The following is a 24,597-nucleotide window of genomic DNA, read 5'->3' as shown; positions in this document are numbered from 1 at the left end:
AACAAGGACGCCTTCCTGTGAGCTCAGTCAACAAGTCGATTTTGTTGGTCGATGACGATCAAGAGATACGCGAGTTGCTGGACACCTACCTGACTCGCGCCGGTTTCCAGGTCCGTACCACGCCCGACGGCGCCGGCTTTCGTCAGGCGATGAACGATGCCCCGAGCGACCTGGTGATCCTCGACGTGATGTTGCCGGACGAAGACGGGTTCAGTCTGTGTCGCTGGATTCGCCAGCACCCGCGTCAGGCGCAGGTGCCGATCATCATGCTCACCGCCAGCTCCGACGAAGCCGACCGTGTTATTGGCCTGGAGTTGGGCGCCGACGATTACCTCGGCAAACCCTTCAGCCCCCGTGAATTGCAGGCGCGCATCAAGGCCTTGTTGCGCCGTGCGCAGTTCGGTCAGGAACGTTCCGGCAGTGAAGTGCTGGCCTTCGATGACTGGCGCCTGGACATGGTCAGCCATCGGCTGTTCCACATCGACGGTGAAGAAGTGATTCTGTCCGGCGCCGATTTCGCGCTGCTGAAACTGTTCCTCGACCACCCTCAGGAAATTCTCGACCGCGACACCATCGGCAACGCCACCCGTGGCCGCGACTTGATGCCGCTGGATCGCATCGTCGACATGGCGGTCAGCCGTCTGCGCCAACGCCTGCGCGACACCGAAAAACCGCCACGGCTGATCCGTACCGTGCGTGGCAGCGGCTACCAACTGGCCGCCAATGTGGTTGCCAGCAATGGCCACTGAGTTTCTGCGCAAACTCGCTGCGCGCATCCCGGTGCCGCGTTCGCTGCTCGGGCGGATGTTGCTGCTGACCTTGCTGGCGGTGCTGTTTGCCCAGACGTTGTCGAGCGTGATCTGGGTCTCGCAACTGCGTGCCACCCAGCTTGAAGGCCTGGTCACCAGTGCCCGCAGCCTCGCCCATTCGATGACCGCCAGCGTCAGTTATTTCCGCTCATTGCCGGTGGCGTTCCGGCCGCTGGTGCTCGACCAGTTGCGCAGCATGGGCGGCACTCGGTTCGTGGTGACGTTGAACGATAAACCCTTGGGCATGGAAGTGCTGCCGATCACCCCGCGCAAAGCGGCGGTGCTCAAAGCAGTGGACGAAGTACTGCGCGAATCCCTGGGCCATGACACCGATATCTCGGTGACCTTCGTCAGCCCCGAAGACCTGCGGATCTTCAACAGCGGGCTGAAGCTCGATGAATTGCCGCGTTCCTGGGCGCATTACGCGTTGACGTTGGAACCGGTGAACCCGCCAGTGCTGGTCACGCAAATCCAGATGGCACCGGGCGAATGGCTGTACATCGCGTCCTTGTTGCCCGAGCCCTACACCAGTCTTGAAGAGCAAGGCCTGCCCGCGCAGCAGGTCTGGTTCATCGTGCTCACCAGCGGCTTTTTGCTGTTGTTCATCGGCCTGCTGGTGCACTGGCAAAGTCGCCCGCTCAAGCGCCTGGCACGGGCGGCGCGTGACATGTCGTTGGGCGCCGAAGTCGAACCGGTGGCCGAGGGCGGTGGCAGTGAAGTGGTCGAAGTAGGGCGTGCCTTCAACGCGATGCGCGAACGCATCAGCCGTTACCTGACTGAACGCAGCCAGTTGTTCAGTGCGATTTCCCATGACCTGCGCACACCGATTACCCGGCTGCGGCTGCGGGTGGAATTGCTCGAAGACGAAACGCTGCAAGCCAAGTTCGGGCGCGATCTGGATGAATTGGAGCTGCTGGTCAAAGGCGCGCTCCAATGCGTGAAAGACACCGACATCCACGAAAACATCGAGCCGGTGGACCTCAACCATGTGCTTGATTGCCTGGTGGAGCCGTATCTGGCGCCCAACGGCAATGGTCGCGTCACACAGCAGGGTCGTGCGTTGGCGGCGTATCCGGGTAAACCGCTGGCGCTCAAGCGTTGCATCGGCAACTTGATCGACAACGCGTTGAAGTATGGGCAGAAAGCCCATCTGCACATCGATGACGATCAGAGCGCGTTCATTCTGCATGTGGACGATGAAGGCCCGGGCGTGCCGGAACAGCGGATGGAGCAGGTGTTCGAACCGCACTTCCGTTTGGCCGGGCAACAGCAGGGTTATGGGTTGGGGCTGGGGATTGCGCGCAATATTGCCCATAGCCATGGAGGTGAAGTCAGCCTGCAGAATTTGCGTGAAGGCGGGTTGCGGGTGACGTTGCAGTTGCCTCGTAGTATCGATTAGAGACCGCGTTATCGTTCATCGCGAGCAGGCTCACTCCCACATTGGATTTGTGTACGACGCAGAACCCCTGTGGGAGCGAGCCTGCTCGCGATGACGCCGGATCAGTCAACACAACCTCCAGGTCAAATGTCACAAGCCAGTGACATAACTCGCCCCCTTCGTTACAAGCCCGTCACCGCCCGTTGTTTAGACTGCCCCCAGTCATAACAACAAAAAAGGCACCCCATGGACACCTTTCACCCGGCCTTCAGCAGTTGGCTGAACGCACCTGCTCATCAGCAATGGCTCGCCGCCGAGGGCCAGCGCCTGCTGGCGTTTGCCAAGGCTTCAAAGCTCCCCGAAGGCTTCGGCAACCTCGACGATCAGGGCCGCCTGCCGGCCAGCGCCCAAGCCGAAACTATGAACACCGCGCGCATGACCCACAGCTTCGCCATGGCTCACATTCAGGGCTTGCCGGGTTTTGCCGAGCTGGTCGATCACGGCGTTGAGGCCCTCAGCGGCCCATTGCGTGATGCCGAGCACGGCGGCTGGTTCGCGGTCGCACAGCATCGCGACGACAACACCGGCAAAGCGGCTTACCTGCATGCCTTCGTCGCCCTGGCCGCGAGTTCCGCCATCGTCGCGCAACGGCCCGGCGCCCAGGCCTTGCTCGATGAGGCGATCAAGATCATCGACACGCATTTCTGGAGCGAGGAGGAGGGCGCGATGCGCGAATCCTTCAACCGCGACTGGAGCGATGAAGAAGCCTATCGCGGCGCCAACAGCAACATGCACGCCACCGAGGCGTTCCTCGCGTTGGCCGATGTCACCGACGACAACCGCTGGCTGTGTCGCGCCCAGCGCATTGTCGAACGGGTCATTCACGGTCACGCCGCTGCCAACGACTTCCTGGTGGTCGAGCATTTCAACCGTGACTGGCAACCTGTGCGCGAATACAACCACGACAACCCGGCCGACGGTTTCCGTCCTTACGGCACCACGCCGGGTCACGGTTTCGAATGGGCGCGGTTGTTGTTGCACCTCGAAGCGGCGCGCGTTCAGGCCGGGATGCTGACGCCGGGCTGGCTCGCCACCGACGCGCAAAAACTCTTCGAGCACAACTGCCGTCACGGCTGGAACGTCGACGGTGCGCCAGGAATTGTCTACACCCTCGACTGGGACAATCGCGCCGTGGTTCGCCATCGCTTGCACTGGACTCACTGCGAAGCCAGCGCCGCCGCCAGTGCCCTGCTCAAACGCACCGGCGATGCGCAATACGAAACCTGGTACCGACTGTTCTGGGAATTCTGTGACAACCATTTCATCGATCGATGCGATGGCAGCTGGCACCACGAACTCAATCCGCAGAACCGCCCGAGCGCCGATATCTGGGCCGGTAAACCCGATCTTTATCACGCCTGGCAAGCCGTCCTGATTCCGCGCTTGCCGCTGGCGCCGAGCATGGCCAGTGCGCTGGCAGCATTGTCCCAGAGCGTTCCTGTGTAACCATGTGGTGACATTCGAACGTCCCTTCGTTACCTGCGAAGGGACAACTCCTGTTTAAAATCCTGTGCAGCGCAAGCACCAGACTTGCATGCATAACAACAAGAAAGGTACTTCTAGATGAATGCGATTTCTCGCCTCGCTACTGTCATTTCTCTCGCGTCACTGCTCCCTCTTTCTGCATTCCCGCTGAGCACCCTTGCCGCCGATTCCAAAGGTTCGGTGGAAGTCGTTCACTGGTGGACCTCTGGTGGTGAAAAGGCAGCGGTCGATGTCCTCAAGGCTCAAGTCGAAAAAGACGGCTTTACCTGGAAGGACGGCGCAGTCGCCGGTGGCGGCGGCGCTACCGCCATGACCGTACTCAAAAGTCGCGCCGTGGCCGGTAACCCGCCGGGCGTAGCACAGATCAAAGGTCCGGACATCCAGGAATGGGCGTCTACCGGTTTGCTCGACACCGACGTCTTGAAAGACGCTGCCAAGTCCGAAAAGTGGGACAGCCTGCTCGACAAGAAAGTCTCCGATACCGTGAAGTTCGAGGGTGACTACGTGGCCGTGCCGGTGAACATTCACCGCGTCAACTGGCTGTGGATCAACCCGGAAGTCTTCAAGAAAGCCGGCATCGAAAAAGCCCCGACCACCCTCGAAGAATTCTACGCCGCTGGCGACAAGCTCAAAAAAGCAGGCTTCATCGCCCTTGCTCACGGCGGCCAGCCTTGGCAGGACAGCACCGTGTTCGAAGCGGTGGTCCTTTCGGTCATGGGCGTCGACGGTTACAAGAAAGCCCTGGTCGACCTCGACAACGCTGCACTGACCGGACCTGAAATGGTCAAGGCGCTGACCGAGCTGAAGAAAGTCGCGACCTACATGGACGCCGACGGCAAAGGCCAGGACTGGAACCTGGAAGCGGCCAAAGTCATCAACGGCAAGGCTGGCATGCAGATCATGGGTGACTGGGCCAAGAGCGAATGGACGGCAGCCAAGAAAGTCGCCGGCAAGGACTACGAGTGCGTAGCCTTCCCGGGCACCGACAAGGCCTTTACCTACAACATCGATTCCCTGGCCGTGTTCAAGCAGAAAGACAAGGGCACTGCGGCCGCTCAGCAAGACATTGCCAAAGTCGTGCTGGGTGAGAACTTCCAGAAAGTCTTCAGCATCAACAAAGGTTCGATCCCGGTTCGAATCGACATGCTGAACGACATGGGCAAGTACGGTTTCGACGCCTGCGCGCAGACCGCTGCCAAGGACTTCCTGGCAGACGCCAAGTCCGGCGGCCTGCAGCCAAGCATGGCGCACAACATGGCGACCACGCTGGCGGTACAGGGCGCGTTCTTTGATGTGGTGACCAACTTCATCAACGACCCGAAAGCCGATCCGGCCACTGCCGCCAAGCAACTCGGCACGGCCATCAAGGCGGCCAAGTAATGCTTGGCCCCTGTAGGAGCGAGCCTGCTCGCGATGGCGGACTGTCAGACACCTGATGTGTGAACTGACACAACGCAATCGCCAGCAGGCTGGCTCCCACAGGGAGCGCACTTGTAATCCTAATTCCCTATTCTGGATTTCCCCATGAGTTCTGTTGCTGTGTTCAGCAAGGCCTCACCGTTCGATGCATTGCAACGCTGGCTGCCCAAACTGGTGCTGGCGCCGAGCATGTTCATCGTCCTGGTGGGCTTTTATGGCTATATCCTGTGGACGTTCGTCCTGTCGTTCACCAGCTCGACCTTTCTGCCCACTTACAAATGGGCGGGCCTGGCGCAATACCAGCGGCTGTTCGACAACGACCGTTGGTGGGTCGCGAGCAAGAACCTGGCGGTTTTCGGCGGCATGTTTATCGGTATCACCCTGGTGATCGGTGTGCTGCTGGCAGTGTTTCTTGATCAGCGCATTCGTCGCGAAGGTTTCATTCGCACCATTTACCTGTACCCGATGGCGCTCTCGATGATCGTCACCGGTACCGCCTGGAAATGGCTGCTCAACCCGGGCATGGGCCTGGACAAATTGTTGCGTGACTGGGGCTGGGAAGGCTTTCGCCTGGACTGGCTGATCGACCCGGACCGCGTCGTGTATTGCCTGGTGATCGCGGCGGTATGGCAAGCCTCGGGCTTTATCATGGCGATGTTCCTCGCCGGCCTGCGCGGCGTTGATCAATCGATCATTCGTGCCGCCCAGATCGATGGCGCGAGCATGCCGCGCATTTACCTGAAAGTGGTGTTGCCGAGCCTGCGCCCGGTGTTCTTCAGTGCGGTCATGATCCTGGCCCACATCGCGATCAAGAGTTTCGACCTGGTGGCGGCGATGACCGCTGGCGGCCCGGGTTACTCCTCCGACCTGCCTGCGATGTTCATGTATTCCTTTACGTTCAGTCGCGGCCAGATGGGCATGGGCTCGGCCAGTGCGATTCTGATGCTCGGTGCGATTCTCGCAATCATCGTGCCTTACCTGTACTCCGAGCTGAGGACCAAGCGCCATGACTAGTTTCGCTGCCAAACCTTCCATCAGCTTGAGTCGCATCGCGATCTACGGCGTGCTGATCCTCGCGGTATTTCTCTACCTGATACCGCTGGTGATCATGCTGTTGACCAGCTTCAAGACACCGGAAGACATCAACACCGGCAACCTGCTGAGCTGGCCGACCGTGGTCAGCGGCATTGGTTGGGTAAAGGCCTGGGGCACGGTCGACGGGTATTTCTGGAACTCGATCAAGATCACCGTCCCGGCGGTGCTGATCTCCACCGCCATCGGTGCATTGAACGGCTATGTGCTGTCGATGTGGCGCTTTCGTGGTTCGCAGTTGTTCTTCGGCCTGCTGCTGTTCGGTTGCTTCCTGCCGTTCCAGACCGTCCTGCTGCCAGCCTCGTTCACCCTCGGCAAGATGGGCCTGGCCAGCACCACCACGGGCCTGGTGTTCGTGCACGTGGTCTACGGCCTGGCGTTCACCACGCTGTTTTTCCGTAACTACTACGTCAGCGTTCCCGATGCGCTGGTGAAAGCGGCGCGACTGGATGGCGCGGGTTTCTTCACCATCTTCCGCTTGATCATCCTGCCGATGTCCACCCCGATCATCATGGTCTGCCTGATCTGGCAGTTCACCCAGATCTGGAACGACTTCCTGTTCGGCGTGGTGTTCTCCAGCGGTGATTCGCAACCGATCACGGTGGCGCTGAACAACTTGGTCAACACCAGTACCGGGGCCAAGGAATACAACGTTGATATGGCGGCGGCGATGATCGCCGGGCTGCCGACCCTGCTGGTCTATGTGGTCGCAGGCAAGTATTTCGTGCGCGGGCTGACGGCCGGCGCAGTCAAGGGGTAATCATGGCTACGCTCGAACTTCGCAATGTAAACAAGACCTATGGTGCCGGCCTGCCGGACACCCTCAAGAACATCGAACTGTCGATCAAGGACGGTGAGTTCCTGATCCTGGTCGGGCCTTCGGGTTGCGGCAAGTCGACCCTGATGAATTGCATCGCCGGCCTGGAAACCATCACCGGCGGCGCGATCATGATCGGTGACCAGGACGTCAGCGGCATGAGCCCCAAAGACCGCGACATCGCCATGGTGTTTCAGTCCTACGCGCTGTACCCGACCATGAGCGTGCGCGAGAACATCGCCTTCGGCTTGAAGATCCGCAAAATGCCCGCCGCCGACATCGAAGCGGAAGTGGCGCGGGTGGCCAAGCTGTTGCAGATCGAACACTTGCTCAACCGCAAGCCCGGCCAGCTCTCTGGCGGTCAGCAACAGCGCGTGGCCATGGGGCGTGCCCTGGCGCGGCGGCCGAAGATTTATCTGTTCGACGAGCCGCTGTCCAACCTCGACGCCAAGCTGCGCGTCGAGATGCGCACCGAAATGAAACTGATGCACCAGCGCCTGAAAACCACCACGGTCTACGTGACGCACGACCAGATCGAAGCCATGACCCTGGGCGACAAAGTGGCGGTGATGAAGGACGGGATCATTCAGCAATTCGGTACGCCGAAAGACATCTATAACAACCCGGCCAACCTGTTCGTGGCGAGCTTCATCGGTTCGCCGCCGATGAACTTCATTCCGCTGCGCTTGCAGCGCAAGGACGGTCGTTTGTTAGCGCTGCTCGACAGCGGTCAGGCGCGCTGCGAATTGCCGTTGGGCATGCAGGACGCCGGCCTTGAAGACCGCGAAGTGATCCTCGGCATGCGCCCGGAGCAGATCGTGTTGGCGAACGGCGAGCCGAATGGTTTGCCGACCATTCGCGCCGAAGTCCAGGTCACTGAACCGACGGGGCCCGACACGCTGGTGTTCGTCAATCTCAACGAGACCAAGGTCTGCTGCCGCCTGGCACCGGACGTCGCACCCAATGTCGGCGAGACCCTGACCCTGCAATTCGATCCATCGAAAGTGCTGCTGTTCGATGCCAAGACCGGTGAGCGCCTGGGGGTGGCCGGTCTGCCGAAAACCGAGGCTCACAGCGCCAACGTCACTCAATTCAAAGGCCGCTGAAGAACAAATGTGGGAATGGGGTTTGTGTGGGAGCTGGCCCGCTCTCACCGTGAGGATACCCGGCGGGTGGCCTGTCACCCGCCGCAACCGATGTAACCGCGTTAGATAAAAACAGTTAATAACAATAAAACGAGGATGTAGGGATGAAGAAGAAGAACAACGCTCAGCTTATCTGCCAGTTGTCAGCCGTTGCGGCGATGATGCTGGCCGGTAGTGTGCACGCGGCTGACGCGTTCAGCGCCGATTCTGAATGGATGACCGGTGATTGGGGTGGTGAGCGGACCAAGCTGATCGAGCAAGGCATCGACATCAAGATGGACTACGTCGGTGAAGTGGGCGGCAATCTTCATGGCGGTTTCAACAACGACAAGACCGCGCGCTACAGCGACCAGTTTGGTCTGGGCGCGGCGCTGGACCTGCAAAAATTATTCGGCTGGGATAACACCCAGGCCAAAGTCCAGTTCACCAACCGTAACGGTGAAAACATCTCCAATGACCGTGTCGGCGACCCGCGTGCCGGCACCTTGAGTTCCTCGCAGGAAGTCTATGGCCGTGGCCACATGGTCCGACTGACCCAACTGTGGATCAAGCACCAGTTCTTCGATAATAAACTGGACGTCAAGGCCGGTTACTTCGGCGAAGGCGAAGACTTCAACACCTTCCCTTGCGAGTTCCAGAACCTGGCCTTCTGCGGCTCCCAAGTGGGTAACTGGGCGACCAACATCTGGTACAACTGGCCCGTCAGCCAGGCCGCGATCCGCGTGAAGTACAACATCTCGCCCGAGTTCTATGCGCAGATCGGCGCGTACAACCAGAACCCGTCGCAACTGGAGCACGGTAACGGCTTCAAGCTCAGCGGCAGTGGTACGGCGGGCACCGTCCTGCCGGTCGAGTTGGTCTGGTTGCCTAACCCTGGCAACCTGCCGGGCGAATACCGTGTCGGTTACTACAAAAGCACGGCCAAGGCTGATGACGTTCGTGAAGACGACAACGGCGATGATGCCGCCACCAGCGGCAACGCCTTTCGTAGCCACAGCAGCAAGCACGGCTACTGGTTCGTGGCGCAACAGCAACTCACCAGCCACAACGGTGATGCTTCCCGCGGCCTGAACATCGCCGCCAACGCCACGTTCCACGACAAGGACACCAACATCGTCGACAACTACCAGTCGCTGATGTTTGTGTACAAAGGTCCGTTCGATGCACGTCCGAAAGATGACATGGGGATCGGTTTCGCCCGTATCCATGTCAACGATGACGTGAAGAAAAACGCCGAGTTGACCAACGCCGCCAATGGCGTCACCAACTACGAAGATCCACTGTTCGCGCCACTGCGTTCCACCGAGTACAACTACGAGGTCAACTACGGTTTCCACGTCACCAACTGGCTGACCGTGCGTCCTAACCTGCAATACATCACTCACCCGGGCGGTGTTGATGAAGTGGATAACGCGCTGGTCGCCGGTCTGAAAATTCAGTCGGTGTTCTAACGCTGTTGCGATAAGCTCCTCTCTATGTGCGCATTTTTGCGGACAGCCCAGGCTGTCCGCTTTTTTTTGGGGGCGGCGCACCCCGGGTGACAGATGATTTTCAGGACCGTGGCACATGCTTGAGCATCCGCTACAACGCTTCTTCAAATCCTTGCGCGAACGTCCGGTGTTTGCGTGGGAGCGCTATCAGAAGCGCGATGTGCTGGTGATCGATCATCCGCTGTGTCAGGCGGTGTTCAGTCGGCAGGGCGCGCAGTTGCTGCACTTCCAGCCCACGGGTCAGAAACCCTGGTTGTGGTGCGCGGCGAAGTGGCCGCAAGTCGGGGCGATTCGCGGCGGCGTGCCGGTGTGTTGGCCGTGGTATGGCCGGCATCCCAGCGAAAACGCCTGGCCGTCCCATGGTTGGGCACGGCTGATCGACTGGAAGCTGATCGACAGCCGCCATGACGACGATGGCGTGCGCCTGCATTGGCAACTTCAACTGTGCGACTGGCAAGTCGACTTGCATGCACACCTTGGCGAACGCATGGATTTGCGCCTGAGCACCGAGCATCAGGACAGCCTGCCGTGCCAATTGAGTCAGGCGTTGCACGCGTATTGGCGTATTGGTGATGTCGGTGAGATAGCGCTGTCTGGGCTCGACGGAGCGCACGGTTACGACCAGTTGAACCGTCAGGTTTGCCAGCAGGAAGGTGAGCTTCGAGTCGACGGCGGCTGTCAGCGGGTGTTCCAGCATGACGGCGAATTGCAGCTCAAGGACCACGCCTGGCAGCGGGCGTTGTGCATCGATACCGGCGACCATGCGGACACCGTGGTCTGGCATCCGGGCTCACGGCCATTGTTGGGGGTGAGCTGGAATGAGATTTCCGGGTTTGTCTGTGTGGAAGCGGCCAGCGGCGGTACGGACAGCCTGAGCCTGGCGCCGGGGGAGCGGGCGCATTTGAGTTTGCAGGCGCGGGTTGGGGGGTTGGCTCAAGTGATGTGTTGAGGCGGCTGGCGCCTTCGCGGGCAAGCCAGCTCCTACAAAAGCGGTGCGCACCTTGTAGGAGCTGGCTTGCCAGCGAAGAGGCCCGGGCAGGCAATCAAAATCCTGGCCTAATTAAACTCATCCCCAATCGGATACCGACTGGCATTCAGGCTTTCCTTGATCTTGCGCAAATGCGGCTGGAAGTCCACACCGCGACGCAAGGTCATGCCGGTGGCCAGTACGTCGAGCACCGTCAGCTGAATGATCCGCGAGGTCATCGGCATGTAGATGTCGGTGTCCTCCGGCAACGGAATGTTCAGGCTCAATGTACTGGCCTTGGCCAATGGCGAACCCTCGGCCGTCAGGCCCAGCACCGAAGCGCCGTTCTCCCGGGCAATACGTGCCACTTCCACCAGTTCGCGGGTGCGGCCGGTGTAGGAAATGATCACGAACAATTCGCCGGTGTGGGCCACCGACGCAATCATGCGTTGCATCAGCACGTCCGCGTGGGCGGTGACGGCCAGGTTGAAACGGAAGAACTTGTGCTGCGCATCCAGCGCCACCGGGGCCGAGGCGCCGAGGCCGAAGAAGTGGATCTGCCGGGCCTGGATCAACAGGTCGACGGCGCGGCTGATCAGGTTCGGATCCAGCGCCTGCAAGGCACTGTCCAGCGAGGCGATGGCGCTGCCAAAGATTTTTTTCGTGTACGCCTCAGGATTGTCATCGGCCTCGACCGCACGGCTGACATACGCCGCGCCACTGGCCAGGCTTTGCGCCAACTGCAGCTTGAGTTCCGGATAGCCGCTGACGCCGAACGAACGGCAGAAACGGTTGACCGTCGGCTCGCTGACTTTTGAGGCCTGGGCGAGGGCGGCGATGCTGAACCGGGTGGCCTGCTGTGGGTTGAGCAGGATCACTTCGGCGACTTTGCGTTCTGCCTTGTTCAGGTCTTCAAGGCGATTCTGGATCTGTTCCAGTAAATTTCGCACGCGGTCCATATAGGTTCCTTGGCTCTGCAAACAAGAGAGCAATGCAAATAAGGGCCTCGACTATGCAAATTGGGACTTTGATCGGGCCCGTAACGGTGGCCTATCCTACTGATGGCTCCGACCGACCACCACTCGGAATCTGTATTTTGCGAAAATGTTGTGGTTATTACTACATTTTCCCTTGAGTGATGCCTTGAAAAAAGGTATTTGTAGCTTAACTTGATAAAAGAACAAACATCATGCCTTCGATTACGGTTGAACCGTGCACCTTTGCCTTGTTCGGCGCCCTTGGCGACCTGGCCTTGCGCAAGCTGTTTCCTGCCCTCTATCAACTCGACGGCGCAGGCCTCTTGCACGAGGACACGCGAGTTATCGCGCTGGCCCGTGAGCCTGGCAGCGAGCAGGAGCATCTGGCGTTCATCGCCTCCGAGCTGCGCCGCTACGTCGGTGCAGAACTGGACGAAGGCGTGGTCGAACGTTTCCTGGCGCGCCTGAGTTACCTGCACGTCGATTTCCTCAAGGCTGACGATTACGTCGCCCTGGCGGAGATGGCCGGTAGCGCGCAACGGGTCATTGCCTATTTCGCCACGCCAGCAGCCGTTTACGGCGCGATCTGCGAGAACCTGTCGAAGGTCGGCCTGAGCGAAAATACCCGCGTGGTGCTGGAAAAACCGATCGGTTCGGACCTGGAATCCTCGCGCAAGGTCAACGACGCCGTGGCGCAGTACTTCCCGGAGAACCGCACCTACCGCATCGACCATTACCTGGGCAAAGAGACGGTGCAAAACCTGATCGCCCTGCGTTTTGCCAACAGCCTGTTCGAAACCCAGTGGAACCAGAATTACATCTCCCACGTTGAAATTACCGTGGCCGAGAAGGTCGGGATCGAAGGCCGCTGGGGTTACTTCGACAAGGCCGGTCAGCTGCGGGACATGATCCAGAATCACCTGCTGCAACTGCTCTGCCTGATCGCCATGGACCCGCCAGCCGACCTGTCCGCCGACAGTATCCGCGACGAGAAAGTCAAAGTGCTCAAGGCGCTGGCGCCGATCAGCCCGGAAGGCCTGACTACGCAAGTGGTGCGCGGCCAGTACATTGCCGGCTACAGCGAAGGCAAACCGGTGCCCGGTTACCTGGAAGAGCCCAATTCCAACACCCAGAGCGACACCGAAACCTTCGTCGCCCTGCGTGCCGATATCCGCAACTGGCGTTGGGCCGGCGTGCCGTTTTACCTGCGTACCGGCAAGCGCATGCCGCAGAAGCTGTCGCAGATCGTCATCCACTTCAAGGAACCGTCGCACTACATCTTCGCCCCCGAGCAGCGCCTGCAAATCAGCAACAAGCTGATTATCCGCCTGCAACCGGACGAAGGCATTTCCTTGCGTGTGATGACCAAAGAACAAGGCCTGGACAAGGGCATGCAGCTGCGCAGCGGTCCGTTGCAGCTGAATTTTTCCGACACCTGGCGCAGCGCACGGATTCCCGATGCCTACGAACGGTTGTTACTGGAAGTGATGCGCGGCAATCAGAACCTGTTTGTCCGTAAAGATGAAATCGAAGCCGCGTGGAAGTGGTGTGACCAGTTGATCGCCGGGTGGAAAAAATCCGGTGATGCGCCCAAGCCGTACGCGGCTGGCTCCTGGGGACCGATGAGTTCCATTGCACTGATCACGCGGGATGGGAGGTCGTGGTATGGCGATATCTGAATTGAAACTGCCTCAGGGCGTCAGCGCCCATGAGTTCAAGAGCCCGGTGCTGCTGGCCGATGGTTTGGCGCTGAAGGTGGCCAAGCAATTGAGTGACGCCATCGACGCGCGCGGTACCGCGACGCTGGTGGTGTCCGGTGGACGCAGCCCGGTGGCGTTTTTCCAGAACCTGGCCAAGCAGAAACTCGACTGGTCCAAGGTGGTCGTGACCCTGGCCGACGAGCGCTGGGTGCCGGTTGAGCACGCCGACAGCAATGCCGGTTTGCTCAAACGTTACTTGTTGCAAGGCCCGGCGGCCAAGGCGCAATTCCTCAGCCTCTACAGCGCCAGTACCAACCTGGAACAGGCGGCTGAGCAGGCTGACCGTTTGCTCGCCGAATTGCCGGCGATCGACGTGCTGGTGCTGGGCATGGGCGACGACGGGCACACCGCCTCGTTGTTCCCGAACAGTCCAAACCTGAGTGACGCCTTGAAAGTCGATGGCACACGCCGTTGCTACCCAATGCTGGCGCCGACCGTGCCGCATCAGCGCCTGACCATGAGTCGTGCGCTGCTGGCGTCGGCCAAGACCACCGTTCTGTCGATTTCCGGTCAGTCCAAACTGACCACTTTGAGTGCCGCATTGGCCGGTGACGATGTCGCCGCCATGCCGATTCGCGCGTTTCTGCAACCTACGTTAGAGATTTACTGGTGCCCATGAGCCAAGGAACAGCCGCTATGAAAAACACATCCCCGACCGTATCCATGGCGGATAAAGTTGCCCTGATCGACAGCCTCTGCGCCAAGGCGCGGATTCTGCCGGTGATCACCATCGCTCGCGAACAGGACGTCCTGCCGCTGGCCGATGCCCTCGCGGCCGGTGGCTTGACCGCCCTCGAAGTGACCCTGCGTTCGCAGTTCGGCCTCAAGGCCATCCAGATTCTGCGTGAGCAGCGTCCGGAACTGGTGACCGGTGCCGGCACCGTGCTCGATCGCAACATGCTGGCCGCCGCCGAAGCCGCCGGCTCGCAATTCATCGTCACGCCGGGCATCACCCGTGATCTGCTCGAAGCCAGCGTCGACAGCCCGATTCCGCTGTTGCCCGGCATCAGCAACGCCTCGGGCATCATGGAAGGCTACGGCCTGGGTTATCGCCGCTTCAAGCTGTTCCCGGCGGAAGTCAGCGGCGGCGTCGCGGCCATCAAGGCCTTGGGTGGCCCGTTCGGCGAAGTCAAATTCTGCCCGACTGGCGGCGTCAGCCCGGCCAACATCAAGAGCTACATGGCGTTGAAAAACGTGATGTGCGTGGGCGGTAGCTGGATGCTTGATCCGGAGTGGATCAAGAACGGCGACTGGGCCCGCATCCAGGAATGCACCGCCGAGGCATTGGCGCTGCTGGACTGATCGGCTTCTACCAAACACTTCGTTGTGTGTTCTACGGCTTTACGGTGCGCTTGGTCGGTGCACCGTTTTTTTTTGCCCGTAGAAAAGAACCTGTAGGAGCGAGGCTTGCCCGCGAAAGCGGTGTATCAGTCACCGACAATGTTAAATGTCAGATCGCTTTCGCGGGCAAGTCGGATCGCCGCACCGCTCGCTCCTACAGGACATCATGCGATACATAGTTACCGCCTCTCGATGGTCGGCCAGTGCTAGCCTGCGTTCATCTTATGGAAGAGAGAACGTCATGGACGACATCACCTCAGTTGCACCCACACCAGCGGTTTACCAGCTTTCCCCCGAACAGATCGCCGGCCCGTATTTCCGAAACCCCAAACTCATCAGAAGAAACATCAGCGAAGGCGCCGAGGGTATTCCCTTGGTGTTGCGGCTGGCGATCGTCGACGCCATGACCGGGCATCCGGTGACGGACGCGCTGGTGGATATCTGGCATTGCAACGCGCGCGGGGCCTATTCGGGCTGGAGCAAGGTCAATCCGGACAAAGAGGCCGATGTCGGTGACATCGGCTCGATCCCACGCACCGACGACGACACCTACCTGCGCGGTGGGCAGTTCACCGACAAGAAAGGCATCGTGCGTTTCACCACGATCTATCCGGGGTTCTATGCCGGCCGCGCGCTGCACATCCACGTCGCCGTGCGCATCACGGGCGGTAACAATTATCTGCAAGAGCGACACGTCGCCTGGGTCGGTCAACTGTACTTCCCCGGCGTCGCCTCGCGCGCGGTGCTTAATGCCCGGGAGTATCGCGGCCGAGCCGTCTCGGCGCTGTCCAACGAAGAGGATTATTTCTATGAAACCATGGGCGGCGAAGCTTCGATCTTGAAGGTTCACACCCTCGGCCGGGACTCGAATGAAGACGGCTTTTTCGGCCATACCACCATCGGTGTCGACACGTTTGCGGTGTCGACACAAATCAAGCCCGAGGATTTCGACAAGTACACCGTGTGACGTCAGCGCAGTTCGGTCAGTGCCTTGGCCAGCAAGCGCATGTCCGCTGCGGTGGTTGTGAGCCCTGGCGTGATGCGGATGCACGGGCCACACGCCGCACCGCTGCGCACCACGGTGAACAGGTTGTAGTCCTTGAGCAGCCGCTCGGCCATCGCCTGTTGATCGGCATGCCGGGTGAAGCGCATCGAGGTGATACCGCAATACAGGCGCGGGTCATCCGGGGTCAGGACTTCGATGCCCGGCAACTCGCGCACCGCGCGCACCCACAGGTTGCGCAGGTAATTGAGCCGTGCGCCCTTGGCGGCAGAACCCCCCATCGCGCGGTGCTCCTCGAACACCAGCGGCAGGGTCAGCAGTGCCGGGATGTTCGGCGTGCTATAGGGCGTGCGGGCGCGAATATCGTAGAGCGGAAAATGCATCTCGCCCATGTCCGGGTCGATGTCGGCCAGGCGTTCAGGGGCGATGTACATGAAGCCCAGCGTCAGCGGCGCACCGATCCATTTATGCAGGTTGTACCCGGCAAACGCGATGCCCAGGTTGTCGAGATTGAACTCCAGTTGGCCAAGCGCATGGGCGCCGTCGAGGATCACGTCGACGCCATGCTCCTTGGCGATCGCGGCAATCGCCTGCACCGGCATCACCAACCCGGTGCGATGAGTGACGTGGGTCAGGGCCATCAGTTTGAGTCGCGGGTAACGCACGAAGACTTCACGGTAGGAGGCCAGCAAGCTGTCGAACGTGGCGGGGTGTGCGTGTTCGATCTCGATCACTTCGACGCCACGATGGCGCGCGAGCCAGCGCATGGCGCCTTTGACGGTGTCGTATTCCAGGTCGCAGATCAGCACCTGGTCACCCGGCTGCAAGCGGTTGTAGTTGCGGATCAGTGATTGCAAACCGTCCGAAGCGTTGCGAGTCAGGGCGACGCTGCCGGCAGGTACGCCCATCAGCTCGGCGAGTTGCGCGCGAATCTCCTGGCTTTCAACCCCCTCGAATTGCTGCCGCACATGCACCGAGTTGCTGCGATTGATGAGTTCGATGTTGCGCTGGTACTCCTCGACCACCGTTCGGGACATGCGCCCGAAGTAACCGTTTTCCAGGTTCACCGGGCCAGGTTCAACAGCATAACGATCGGCAAAGGTCAGCCAAAAGGCTTCATCACGGGCGCGGCGGGTGTTATCGGGCATGGATTACTCAGTCAGGATCAGTGGCGAGGGGCAGGTTTGCCGTGTTTGGCGCGCAACGGCTCGAGCAACTCTGACAGGCCGTTGTGATCGATTTCCTGCATCAGGGCCAGCAGGCCGCCCAGTTCACCATGGGGGAAACCTTCCCGGGCGAACCAGTTCAGGTATTGGCCGGGCAGGTCGGCAATGATTCGGCCCTTGTACTTGCCGAAAGGCATTTCACGGGTAATCAGCAATTCAAGCTTTTCAGGGTTCATCAATCAGTCGTCTTGATTCAAACAGTCTGGAAAATACAGGCATTCTGCATGCAGGCCAAATGACAGATCATGCAAAAAAAGCGGATACAGATTTTTGGTTAAAAGTTAACTTGTTGAAATATAAAGAATAATTGATCAGTTCGAAGCTGGCATGCAGGGTGCAATACCTAATGCATCTTTCATCAACCCGCGAGGAATTGAAAATGACCGACATGAATAAAGAAGCCATCTCTGTACTCAACGACCTGATTGAAACCAGCAAAGACGGTCAGGAAGGGTTCAAGACGTGCGCTGAAGACATCAAACATCCAGAGCTCAAAACGCTGTTCATTCAGCGTTCCGCCGACTGCGCCACCGCGGCGTCCGAACTGCAAGCGGCCGTGCGCTCGTTGGGCGGTGATCCGGAAACTTCCACCAGTGTCAGCGGTGACCTGCACCGTCGCTGGGTCGACGTGAAAGCGATGTTCACCGGCAAGGATGAAGAAGCCGTGCTGAACGAAGCCGAGCGTGGTGAAGATCATGCGCTGAAGGCTTACAAAGAAGCCATGGAAAAAATCAACAAGCACAACCTGGTGGGCATTCGTGACCTGGTTGAACGTCAGTACCACGGCGTACAACGCAATCACGATCAGGTAAAAGCCCTGCGTAATCAGGCTCGCGCACGCTCGTAAGTACGCAAAGTCTGTCAAAAACGCCAGCCAGTCTGGCGTTTTTTTGTGCCTGGGAATTAGCGCTGGACGGGGTATAGATAGCTAGCTAATAATTTGTTTTTCAAGTGAATGAACCGAAGCCGTCTATCGTTAAATCGTCTTCCCAAGAGTCCTCTACGTGCCTATCACTTTGCAGGCTTTATTTGCGCCTGACCGCCGCGCCTTGCAGTTCGCGATCAAGACCTTGATCGGCGGAGGCCTGGCGCTGTGGCTGGCGTTGCGCTGGGGCCTGGAGCAACCGGCCTGGGCCTTGATGACCGCGTTCATTGTCGCCCAGCCCTTGTCCGGGATGGTGGTGCAAAAGGGCCTGGCGCGGCTGTTGGGGACGTTGATCGGGACAATCATGTCGGTGGTGTTCATGGGCTTGTTCGCCCAGACGCCCTGGCTGTTCCTGTTGGCCTTGGCGCTGTGGCTCGGGTTGTGTACGGCGAGTTCGACCCTGCTGCGCAGCGCCTGGTCCTATTCCTTCGTGCTGGCCGGTTACACGGTGGCGATCATCGCGTTGCCGGCCATTACCCATCCGCTGACGGTGTTCGATCAAGCCGTGGCGCGTTGCACGGAAATCTGCCTGGGCATTCTCTGCGCCACCGCCGCCAGTGCGCTGCTGTGGCCGATGCGCGTCGAACGGCAACTGGCGGATCAGGCGCGAGCCGCCTGGCAAAGCGGGATGAATGCTGCACGCGCGACCCTGGCCGGCGATGGTCAGGCGCGCAGAGGCCTGTTGGAAATTCTCGGCAGAATTGTCGCGGTGGATGCCCAGCGTGAGCATGCCTGGTTCGAAGGCGGCCTCGGTCGGCAGCGTGCGCGTGCGATCAGCGGCCTGAGCCAGAAACTGTTGATGCTGCTGCGCATCGCCCGTTCGGTGCGCCGCCAGTGGAAGCAGTTGGAACCCCAGGAGTCCAAGCAATTGCTGCACTGGATGATTGAGGTTCAGGAAGCGTTGGTCAGCGCCGATACCTCGACCCTGCAAGCGTTACGGCCACGATTGCTCGACGCCTCGCACGATCCGCAGATCAGCTCCGCGCAGAGTTATTGCCTGGTCCGTTTCACCTTGCTGATGGATACCGCCATGGCGGCGAACGCGGCGTTGAAAGCGGTCGAGGAGGGCAGGGAAACGGTCGATCCGCCACGCACCCTGACACCTCACCGCGACCTGTCATTGGCGCTGGTGTTCGGTGCGCGCAGTGCGTTGGCCTTTCTGGTGGTCTCGTGCTTCTGGTTGGCGACGGCATGGCCTGCCGCATCGGGTGCGCTGGTGTTGACGTGTGTGGTCTGCAGCCTGTTTGCCAGCCGCGAAAACGGTGCCCAAATCGGCATGAGTTTTATGCGCGGGATTTTTCTGGCGGTGCCGGCGGCGTTTATCGTCGGGCAGATTCTGCTGCCGCAATGGAGCGGTTTTGCCTTGCTGTGCATGGGCATGGGCGTGCCGTTGTTCCTCGGGGCGCTGGGCATGGCCAAGCCACAGATCGGCGCCACGGCCACTTCGTTCTGTCTGCACTTCATTGTCCTGGTAGCGCCGCTCAATACGATGAGATTCGATGTCGCGACATTCTTCAACAGCGCCCAAGCCATGATTGTTGGGGTCGGTGCTGCGGTGCTGGCGTTTCATTTGCTGATCCTGCGCAACCCGACGTGGCATGGCCGACGGTTGTTGGCGGCCACGCTCCACGATCTGGTGCGCCTGACCCGACGCAACCTGCGCGGTGCCGAAAGCTGGTTCGGCGGGCGCATGGCCGATCGCTTGCTGCAACTGGCGCGGCACTATCCGGAACTGCCGGAGCCGGCGCGCAGCCGCTGGGACGACGGTTTGCTCGGCCTGGATATCGGCGACGAATTGCTGCATCTGCGCTTGAGCCTCGCCGTGGCGCAGGCACCGGTCAGCGCGCAGCAACGGCGCTATCTCGACCAACTGGAAAAAGTCCTGGAGCAAGGCCCGACCGCTCGCAACGCCGAAGCGTTGGCGCAACCGAGCGAAGAGTTTCTCAAGACCTTGTACACACTGCCGCCCAGCGATGCCGTGAAACTGGCCCAGGGCGCGGTGCTGCAATTGCAAAACAGCTGGCGCGCCTGGTGTCGCCAGCAGGAGGAAAGTCATGGGCTTGCGTGAGTGGTCGGTGGGTGGCGTGCTGCTCAGTCCGTTTCTGATTTATGTGCTGCTGGCGCTGCTGGTGACCGGTGCCTTGCGCCTGCTGTTGCGCCTGACGCCGGTCGGTCGCTGGATCTGGCACGAAGCGTTATTTGATTGCGCCTTGTACGTCTGTGTATTGACCGTGATCACCGTCGTCCTCGGACCTTTATGAAGGAGTTGAACATGCGTACACCCGTACGTGTCGCGGTAACCCTGTGCCTGGTGGCGGTGGCGGTTTTTGCCGGTTTCCATTTGTGGCAGTACTACATGTTGACGCCCTGGACTCGCGACGCGCGGATCCGCGCCGATGTGGTGGTCATCGCCCCGGACGTGTCGGGTTGGGTGCGTGAACTCAAGGTCTTCGACAATCAGCCGGTCAAGGTTGGCGACCTGTTGCTGAGCATCGATCGTGATCGCTTCGTTGCTGCATTGGAGAAGGCGAAAGCGGTGGTCGAGACGCGCCAGCAACAGCTCAATCTGCGTGAGCGCGAAGCCAGTCGCCGTGCCAGTCTCGGGCCGCAGGCGATCAGCGCCGAACTGCGGGAGAACGCGCAAATCAACGCCGGGATCGCTCGGGGCGAACTGCGTGAAGCCCAGGCCGAAGCCAAGGTCGCGGAGCTCAACCTGGCCCGCAGCCAGGTCCACGCACCACGCAATGGGCACATCACCAACCTGCGCCTGGCGGAAGGCAACTATGTGAATGCCGGGCAATCGGTGATGGCGTTGATCGATGATTCGACCTTCTATGTGCAGGCTTATTTCGAAGAAACCAAACTGCCACGGATTCGCGTCGGCGACCCGGTGAAGGTCTGGTTGATGAGCGCCGGGGAGGCGTTGCAGGGGCATGTCGAAAGCATCAGCCGCGGGATTACCGACCGCAACACCACGCCGGATGGGCAACTGCTGGCGGAGGTGGAACCGACGTTTAACTGGGTGAGGTTGGCGCAGCGGATTCCGGTGCGGATCAAGCTGGATAAGGTGCCGGAAGGGATGAACTTGAGTTCGGGGATGACGGCGAGTGTGCAGGTGCAGGAGGGGCAGTGATAGCGAGGTGATGCCCTTCGCGAGCAAGCCCGCTCCCACACTTGAACGCTGTCGTACACAAAATCTGTGTTCACTGGTGATCTAATGTGGGAGCGGGCTTGCTCGCGAATAGCGCCGAAGGCGCTTCAGCCGATGCTGATCGCCGGCAACGTAGGCAACGTCACCGTCTGCTGTTTGCGCGGCGCCAGAATCTCCGCCTCGCCATCCACCACCAACTCATCGCGCTGATTGAACACACGGGTGGCAATCCGCACGCGAAACTTCGGCAGTTTCTCGAGAATTTCCAGACGCACCGTCAAGGTGTCGCCGATCTTCACCGGCTTTTGAAAGCTCATCTGCTGACCGATATAGATTGTCCCCGGCCCAGGCAGCTCGCAAGCCACCGCTGCACTGATCAGCGCACCGCTGAACATGCCGTGAGCGATGCGCTCCTTGAACATGGTGCCCGCGGCGAATTCTGCGTCCAGGTGTACCGGGTTGTGATCGCCGGACATCGCGGCGAACAACTGAATGTCGCGCTCTTCGACCGTCTTGCTATAGCTGGCGGTCTGGCCGACTTCGAGGGCTTCGTAAGGGGTGTTGGTAACCTGGGTCATCTGTTTCAATTCCTGTCACGAATAAATAAATTCACAAAAAAACTATTCCGATCTAGTTGGCCGACGGTGGCTCAGCGCCTGGGCGATCCAGTTCAATACGTCATTGATCACTTCATCGCGGTTGCTCTCGTTGAACAGTTCATGCCGTGCCTGCGGGTAAACAGTCAGTTGCAGGTTCTGGCTGCCGGCCGTGCGCAACGCATGGGCCAGATCTTTCAGACGTTTGCCTTCGCTCACCGGATCACATTCACCGCCTATCACCAGCAGCGGCAGGCCCGGATCGATCTGAGCGAGATTGGACGCTTTGCTGATTTGCTGCAAGCCGCCGAGCAAATCGATCCACAGCTGATTGGTGCAACGAAAGCCGCAGAGTGGGTCATTGGCGTACAGATCGACCTCCGCCGGATCCCGGCTGAGCCAGTCGAACCGCGTGCGCGCAGGCTTGAATCGCTTGTTGAATGAGCCGAATGACAACCATTCGATCAGCGCGCTACGGCCCTTGGGACCTTGGCGCAGTTTTTCCAGACGGGCGATCTGCCGCGCCGCGCGATAAAGCGCCACGGGCTGGAAGTTCGAACCGCTGAGCACCGCGCCATGCAGGCTGGCGCTGTGATGCAGCAGATACGCCTGGGCGATGTAGCTGCCCATGCTGTGGCCGAGCAGCACAATCGGCACGCCCGGATGTTGTTGGCCGATGTGCTGGTTGAGGCTCGCCAGGTCGCCCACCACCTTGCACCAGCCATCGTCGTCGGCGAAATGGCCCAGTGTCCCGTTTTCGGCAGTTTTGCCATGTCCGCGCAGGTCCGGCGCGTAGACGCCATAGCCCTGAGCGCAGAGTTTTTCTGCCAGTCGGGTGTAGCGGCCACTGTGTTCCGCCATACCGTGCGCCAACAGGATCACTGCTTTTAAGGGCGGCTCGGGCAGCCACTGGTTGACGAAGAGGCGGCTGCGGTCACTCGCGGTCAGCCAGAAAGTGTCGTGGATCATGGCGGTTCCTTTGCTGGGGCATAGAGCTTGCGGCTTGCAACTTAAAGCTTGCAGCTCAAGTGTATAGCGCATCCAACGCCCGCCGTCTGATCAGGCCACGCCACGGCAGGAAGATTCACACGATCAATGACGGCCTTTGGCATATTTGCCTGATTCGCCATAGCTGCTAGTGTCCGTGAAGCTCCGCTTTTCGCTTTTTCTGCTTTTTGAGGGAAAAGAGAGAAAGGACAGAAAAGCGGCCCCGGATAGGTTCAGGTAAAGAGGACAAGAACAATGCAACCTGATTTCTGGAATGACAAACGCCCGGCCGGCGTGCCCCTGGACATCGATCAAGGAGCCTATAAGTCGGTGATCGAGGTGTTCGAGCGTTCCTGCAAGAAATTTGCTGACCGCCCGGCATTCAGCAACATGGGCGTAACCCTGACCTACGCCGAACTGGAACGCTACAGCGCAGCGTTCGCCGGTTACCTGCAAGCTCACACCGACCTGGTGCCGGGGGATCGCATTGCGGTGCAGATGCCCAACGTCCTGCATTACCCGATTGCCGTGTTCGGTGCCTTGCGCGCCGGGCTGATCGTGGTCAACACCAACCCGCTGTACACCGCGCGGGAGATGCGTCATCAATTCAAGGACTCCGGCGCCCGGGCGCTGATTTACCTGAACATGTTCGGGGCGAAGGTCCAGGAAGTGCTTCCCGACACCGACATCCAGTACCTGATCGAAGCGAAGATGGGCGACCTGATGCCCGGCGCCAAGGGCTGGCTGGTCAACACGATGGTGAGCAAGGTGAAGAAAATGGTGCCGGCGTATTCGTTGCCCCAGGCCATTTCCTTCAAGAGCGCGCTGCGTCTGGGCCGGGGCCTGGGGATCGAGCCGCTGAACGCCAGTCTCGGCGACATCGCCGTGCTGCAATACACCGGCGGCACCACCGGCCTGGCCAAGGGCGCGATGCTGACTCATGGCAACCTGGTGGCCAACATGCAACAGGTGCGGGCGTGCCTGGAGCAGTCGGGCAATGACGGTCAGCCACTGTTGCGCGAAGGGCAGGAGGTGATGATCGCGCCGCTGCCGCTTTACCACATCTATGCCTTCACCGCGAATTGCATGTGCATGATGGTGTCGGGCAATCACAACGTACTGATCACCAATCCACGGGACATCAAGGGCTTCATCAAGGAGCTGAAAAACTGGCGCTTCTCGGCATTGCTCGGGCTCAACACGCTATTTGTCGCGCTGATGGACCACCCGGATTTCAAGACCCTGGATTTCTCTAGCCTCAAACTCACCAACTCCGGCGGCACCGCGCTGGTCAAGGCCACCGCCGAGCGCTGGGAACAGCTCACCGGTTGCCGCATCACCGAAGGTTACGGCCTGACCGAAACCTCGCCGGTGGCCTGCACCAACCCGTACGGCGACAAATCGCGCCTCGGCACGGTCGGCTTGCCGGTGCCGGGCACCACGCTGAAAGTCATCAATGACGAAGGCGTCGAACAGCCATTGGGTGAGCGCGGCGAACTGTGCATCAAGGGCCCGCAGATCATGAAGGGCTACTGGCAGAAGCCCGAAGCCACCAATGAAGTGCTGGATGCCGAGGGCTGGTTCAAGTCCGGCGACATCGCGGTGATCGACCCGGACGGTTTTGTGCGCATCGTCGATCGCAAGAAGGACATGATCATCGTCTCGGGTTTCAACGTGTACCCGAACGAGATCGAAGACGTGGTCATGGCTCACCCGAAAGTCGCCAACTGCGCGGTGATCGGCGTGCCGGACGAGCGTTCGGGGGAGGCGGTGAAGCTGTTTGTGGTGGCCCGTGAGTCGGGGGTCAGCCTTGAAGAGCTGAAGGCTTACTGCAAGGAAAACTTCACGGCGTACAAAGTGCCCAAGCACATCGTGCTGCGTGAGTCGTTGCCGATGACGCCGGTGGGCAAGATCTTGCGGCGGGAGCTGCGCAATATTGCCTGAGTGGTGAATGGCCGCGCTTCGCGCG

Annotated in this window: 23 protein-coding genes; 18 read left to right on the top strand and 5 right to left on the bottom strand. The window is 60.0% G+C overall.

All coding sequences use genetic code 11. The annotated features are described in order from the left end of the window. Positions 1–17: 17 nt before the first annotated feature. From ACA057_RS24855 to ACA057_RS24815, 9 genes are all read left to right on the top strand, one after another. Entirely contained in the window at positions 18–749 is a 732-nt protein-coding gene (locus tag ACA057_RS24855) for a response regulator (RefSeq protein ID WP_123409256.1), read from the top strand. Further along, on the top strand, positions 739–2,208 hold the full coding sequence (locus tag ACA057_RS24850; protein ID WP_497343166.1) for an ATP-binding protein: 1,470 nt from the start codon (positions 739–741) through the stop codon (positions 2,206–2,208). The genes ACA057_RS24855 and ACA057_RS24850 overlap by 11 nt, the downstream gene beginning before the upstream one ends. A 225-nt stretch (positions 2,209–2,433) precedes the next feature. Then, positions 2,434–3,693: a D-mannose isomerase gene (locus ACA057_RS24845; RefSeq protein ID WP_497343164.1), complete on the top strand. Its 1,260-nt coding sequence runs from the start codon at positions 2,434–2,436 to the stop codon at positions 3,691–3,693. Between the two features lie 117 nt (positions 3,694–3,810). Then, positions 3,811–5,112, top strand: a complete 1,302-nt coding sequence (locus ACA057_RS24840; RefSeq protein WP_497343162.1) for an ABC transporter substrate-binding protein — start codon at positions 3,811–3,813, stop codon at positions 5,110–5,112. A 144-nt stretch (positions 5,113–5,256) separates the two neighbouring features. Further along, positions 5,257–6,165 (top strand): carbohydrate ABC transporter permease, encoded by a 909-nt coding sequence (locus tag ACA057_RS24835; RefSeq protein ID WP_017340433.1) that lies wholly within the window; start codon positions 5,257–5,259, stop codon positions 6,163–6,165. Continuing rightward, the gene (locus tag ACA057_RS24830) at positions 6,158–7,003 is read left to right on the top strand and encodes a carbohydrate ABC transporter permease (protein ID WP_497343160.1); all 846 of its coding nucleotides are present in this window, start codon (positions 6,158–6,160) and stop codon (positions 7,001–7,003) included. Before ACA057_RS24835 ends, ACA057_RS24830 begins: the two co-directional genes overlap by 8 nt. Before the next feature lie 2 nt (positions 7,004–7,005). After that, positions 7,006–8,166, top strand: a complete 1,161-nt coding sequence (locus tag ACA057_RS24825; protein ID WP_497343158.1) for an ABC transporter ATP-binding protein — start codon at positions 7,006–7,008, stop codon at positions 8,164–8,166. Positions 8,167–8,309: 143 nt separating this feature from the next. Next, positions 8,310–9,656, top strand: coding sequence for a carbohydrate porin (locus ACA057_RS24820; RefSeq protein ID WP_497343156.1), 1,347 nt, complete (start codon positions 8,310–8,312; stop codon positions 9,654–9,656). A 115-nt stretch (positions 9,657–9,771) separates the two neighbouring features. Further along, positions 9,772–10,644: a D-hexose-6-phosphate mutarotase gene (locus ACA057_RS24815; protein ID WP_497343154.1), complete on the top strand. Its 873-nt coding sequence runs from the start codon at positions 9,772–9,774 to the stop codon at positions 10,642–10,644. Between the two features lie 107 nt (positions 10,645–10,751). On the opposite strand, the gene ACA057_RS24810 is transcribed toward ACA057_RS24815, so the two are convergent. Further along, positions 10,752–11,612 (bottom strand): MurR/RpiR family transcriptional regulator, encoded by an 861-nt coding sequence (locus ACA057_RS24810; RefSeq protein WP_177318169.1) that lies wholly within the window; start codon positions 11,610–11,612, stop codon positions 10,752–10,754. 239 nt (positions 11,613–11,851) lie between these two features. Between ACA057_RS24810 and zwf the strand changes: the two genes are divergently transcribed. From zwf to ACA057_RS24790, 4 genes are all read left to right on the top strand, one after another. After that, the gene (gene zwf / locus ACA057_RS24805; RefSeq protein WP_497343152.1) at positions 11,852–13,318 is read left to right on the top strand and encodes a glucose-6-phosphate dehydrogenase; all 1,467 of its coding nucleotides are present in this window, start codon (positions 11,852–11,854) and stop codon (positions 13,316–13,318) included. Then, positions 13,305–14,018 (top strand): 6-phosphogluconolactonase, encoded by a 714-nt coding sequence (gene pgl / locus ACA057_RS24800; RefSeq protein ID WP_497343150.1) that lies wholly within the window; start codon positions 13,305–13,307, stop codon positions 14,016–14,018. The genes zwf and pgl overlap by 14 nt, the downstream gene beginning before the upstream one ends. Positions 14,019–14,035: 17 nt before the next feature. After that, positions 14,036–14,701: a bifunctional 4-hydroxy-2-oxoglutarate aldolase/2-dehydro-3-deoxy-phosphogluconate aldolase gene (locus tag ACA057_RS24795; protein ID WP_401363946.1), complete on the top strand. Its 666-nt coding sequence runs from the start codon at positions 14,036–14,038 to the stop codon at positions 14,699–14,701. Positions 14,702–14,981: 280 nt separating this feature from the next. Continuing rightward, a complete protein-coding gene (locus ACA057_RS24790) occupies positions 14,982–15,707 on the top strand; it encodes an intradiol ring-cleavage dioxygenase (protein WP_497343148.1) in 726 nt (241 codons plus the stop codon). A gap of 2 nt (positions 15,708–15,709) precedes the next feature. Here the strand turns inward: ACA057_RS24790 and ACA057_RS24785 are convergent, their stop codons facing one another. Next, positions 15,710–16,891, bottom strand: a complete 1,182-nt coding sequence (locus tag ACA057_RS24785; protein ID WP_497343146.1) for an aminotransferase class V-fold PLP-dependent enzyme — start codon at positions 16,889–16,891, stop codon at positions 15,710–15,712. Positions 16,892–16,908: 17 nt separating this feature from the next. Continuing rightward, complete coding sequence (locus ACA057_RS24780; RefSeq protein WP_007949456.1) at positions 16,909–17,145, bottom strand: DUF3820 family protein; 237 nt, start codon at positions 17,143–17,145, stop codon at positions 16,909–16,911. Positions 17,146–17,348: 203 nt separating this feature from the next. Between ACA057_RS24780 and ACA057_RS24775 the strand changes: the two genes are divergently transcribed. The 4 genes from ACA057_RS24775 (at position 17,349) to ACA057_RS24760 (ending at position 21,027) form a co-directional block, all read left to right on the top strand. Next, positions 17,349–17,816 (top strand): ferritin-like domain-containing protein, encoded by a 468-nt coding sequence (locus ACA057_RS24775; RefSeq protein ID WP_401363955.1) that lies wholly within the window; start codon positions 17,349–17,351, stop codon positions 17,814–17,816. A gap of 157 nt (positions 17,817–17,973) precedes the next feature. After that, positions 17,974–19,962: an FUSC family protein gene (locus ACA057_RS24770; protein ID WP_497343144.1), complete on the top strand. Its 1,989-nt coding sequence runs from the start codon at positions 17,974–17,976 to the stop codon at positions 19,960–19,962. Further along, positions 19,949–20,155, top strand: a complete 207-nt coding sequence (locus ACA057_RS24765) for a DUF1656 domain-containing protein (RefSeq protein ID WP_497343142.1) — start codon at positions 19,949–19,951, stop codon at positions 20,153–20,155. Before ACA057_RS24770 ends, ACA057_RS24765 begins: the two co-directional genes overlap by 14 nt. 11 nt (positions 20,156–20,166) lie before the next feature. Continuing rightward, the gene (locus ACA057_RS24760; RefSeq protein ID WP_497343140.1) at positions 20,167–21,027 is read left to right on the top strand and encodes an efflux RND transporter periplasmic adaptor subunit; all 861 of its coding nucleotides are present in this window, start codon (positions 20,167–20,169) and stop codon (positions 21,025–21,027) included. Between the two features lie 125 nt (positions 21,028–21,152). Here the strand turns inward: ACA057_RS24760 and ACA057_RS24755 are convergent, their stop codons facing one another. Together ACA057_RS24755 and ACA057_RS24750 are read right to left on the bottom strand one after the other, a co-directional pair. Next, positions 21,153–21,623 carry a MaoC family dehydratase gene (locus tag ACA057_RS24755; protein WP_008151121.1) on the bottom strand — a complete coding sequence of 157 codons (471 nt, stop codon included), beginning with the start codon at positions 21,621–21,623 and terminating at the stop codon, positions 21,153–21,155. A gap of 42 nt (positions 21,624–21,665) precedes the next feature. Next, the gene (locus ACA057_RS24750) at positions 21,666–22,610 is read right to left on the bottom strand and encodes an alpha/beta hydrolase (RefSeq protein WP_497343138.1); all 945 of its coding nucleotides are present in this window, start codon (positions 22,608–22,610) and stop codon (positions 21,666–21,668) included. A 273-nt stretch (positions 22,611–22,883) separates the two neighbouring features. Between ACA057_RS24750 and fadD2 the strand changes: the two genes are divergently transcribed. Then, positions 22,884–24,572, top strand: coding sequence for a long-chain-fatty-acid--CoA ligase FadD2 (gene fadD2 / locus ACA057_RS24745; protein WP_497343136.1), 1,689 nt, complete (start codon positions 22,884–22,886; stop codon positions 24,570–24,572). Positions 24,573–24,597: the final 25 nt, after the last annotated feature.

Source organism: Pseudomonas sp. LBUM1661 (genome assembly GCF_059695925.1).
The sequence above is the reverse complement of the archived record's forward strand: the minus strand, read 5'-3'. Positions and strand labels throughout refer to the sequence as shown.

Excerpts from the sequence above, each read along its gene's own strand:
- ACA057_RS24850 (WP_497343166.1), top strand. The coding sequence starts at position 739 with ATGGCCACTGAGTTTCTGCGCAAACTCGCTGCGCGCATCCCGGTGCCG.
- ACA057_RS24845 (WP_497343164.1), top strand. The coding sequence starts at position 2,434 with ATGGACACCTTTCACCCGGCCTTCAGCAGTTGGCTGAACGCACCTGCT.
- ACA057_RS24840 (WP_497343162.1), top strand. The coding sequence starts at position 3,811 with ATGAATGCGATTTCTCGCCTCGCTACTGTCATTTCTCTCGCGTCACTG.
- ACA057_RS24835 (WP_017340433.1), top strand. The coding sequence starts at position 5,257 with ATGAGTTCTGTTGCTGTGTTCAGCAAGGCCTCACCGTTCGATGCATTG.
- ACA057_RS24830 (WP_497343160.1), top strand. The coding sequence starts at position 6,158 with ATGACTAGTTTCGCTGCCAAACCTTCCATCAGCTTGAGTCGCATCGCG.
- ACA057_RS24825 (WP_497343158.1), top strand. The coding sequence starts at position 7,006 with ATGGCTACGCTCGAACTTCGCAATGTAAACAAGACCTATGGTGCCGGC.
- ACA057_RS24820 (WP_497343156.1), top strand. The coding sequence starts at position 8,310 with ATGAAGAAGAAGAACAACGCTCAGCTTATCTGCCAGTTGTCAGCCGTT.
- ACA057_RS24815 (WP_497343154.1), top strand. The coding sequence starts at position 9,772 with ATGCTTGAGCATCCGCTACAACGCTTCTTCAAATCCTTGCGCGAACGT.
- zwf (WP_497343152.1), top strand. The coding sequence starts at position 11,852 with ATGCCTTCGATTACGGTTGAACCGTGCACCTTTGCCTTGTTCGGCGCC.
- pgl (WP_497343150.1), top strand. The coding sequence starts at position 13,305 with ATGGCGATATCTGAATTGAAACTGCCTCAGGGCGTCAGCGCCCATGAG.
- ACA057_RS24795 (WP_401363946.1), top strand. The coding sequence starts at position 14,036 with ATGAAAAACACATCCCCGACCGTATCCATGGCGGATAAAGTTGCCCTG.
- ACA057_RS24790 (WP_497343148.1), top strand. The coding sequence starts at position 14,982 with ATGGACGACATCACCTCAGTTGCACCCACACCAGCGGTTTACCAGCTT.
- ACA057_RS24785 (WP_497343146.1), bottom strand. The coding sequence starts at position 16,891 with ATGCCCGATAACACCCGCCGCGCCCGTGATGAAGCCTTTTGGCTGACC.
- ACA057_RS24780 (WP_007949456.1), bottom strand. The coding sequence starts at position 17,145 with ATGAACCCTGAAAAGCTTGAATTGCTGATTACCCGTGAAATGCCTTTC.
- ACA057_RS24775 (WP_401363955.1), top strand. The coding sequence starts at position 17,349 with ATGACCGACATGAATAAAGAAGCCATCTCTGTACTCAACGACCTGATT.
- ACA057_RS24765 (WP_497343142.1), top strand. The coding sequence starts at position 19,949 with ATGGGCTTGCGTGAGTGGTCGGTGGGTGGCGTGCTGCTCAGTCCGTTT.
- ACA057_RS24760 (WP_497343140.1), top strand. The coding sequence starts at position 20,167 with ATGCGTACACCCGTACGTGTCGCGGTAACCCTGTGCCTGGTGGCGGTG.
- ACA057_RS24755 (WP_008151121.1), bottom strand. The coding sequence starts at position 21,623 with ATGACCCAGGTTACCAACACCCCTTACGAAGCCCTCGAAGTCGGCCAG.
- ACA057_RS24750 (WP_497343138.1), bottom strand. The coding sequence starts at position 22,610 with ATGATCCACGACACTTTCTGGCTGACCGCGAGTGACCGCAGCCGCCTC.
- fadD2 (WP_497343136.1), top strand. The coding sequence starts at position 22,884 with ATGCAACCTGATTTCTGGAATGACAAACGCCCGGCCGGCGTGCCCCTG.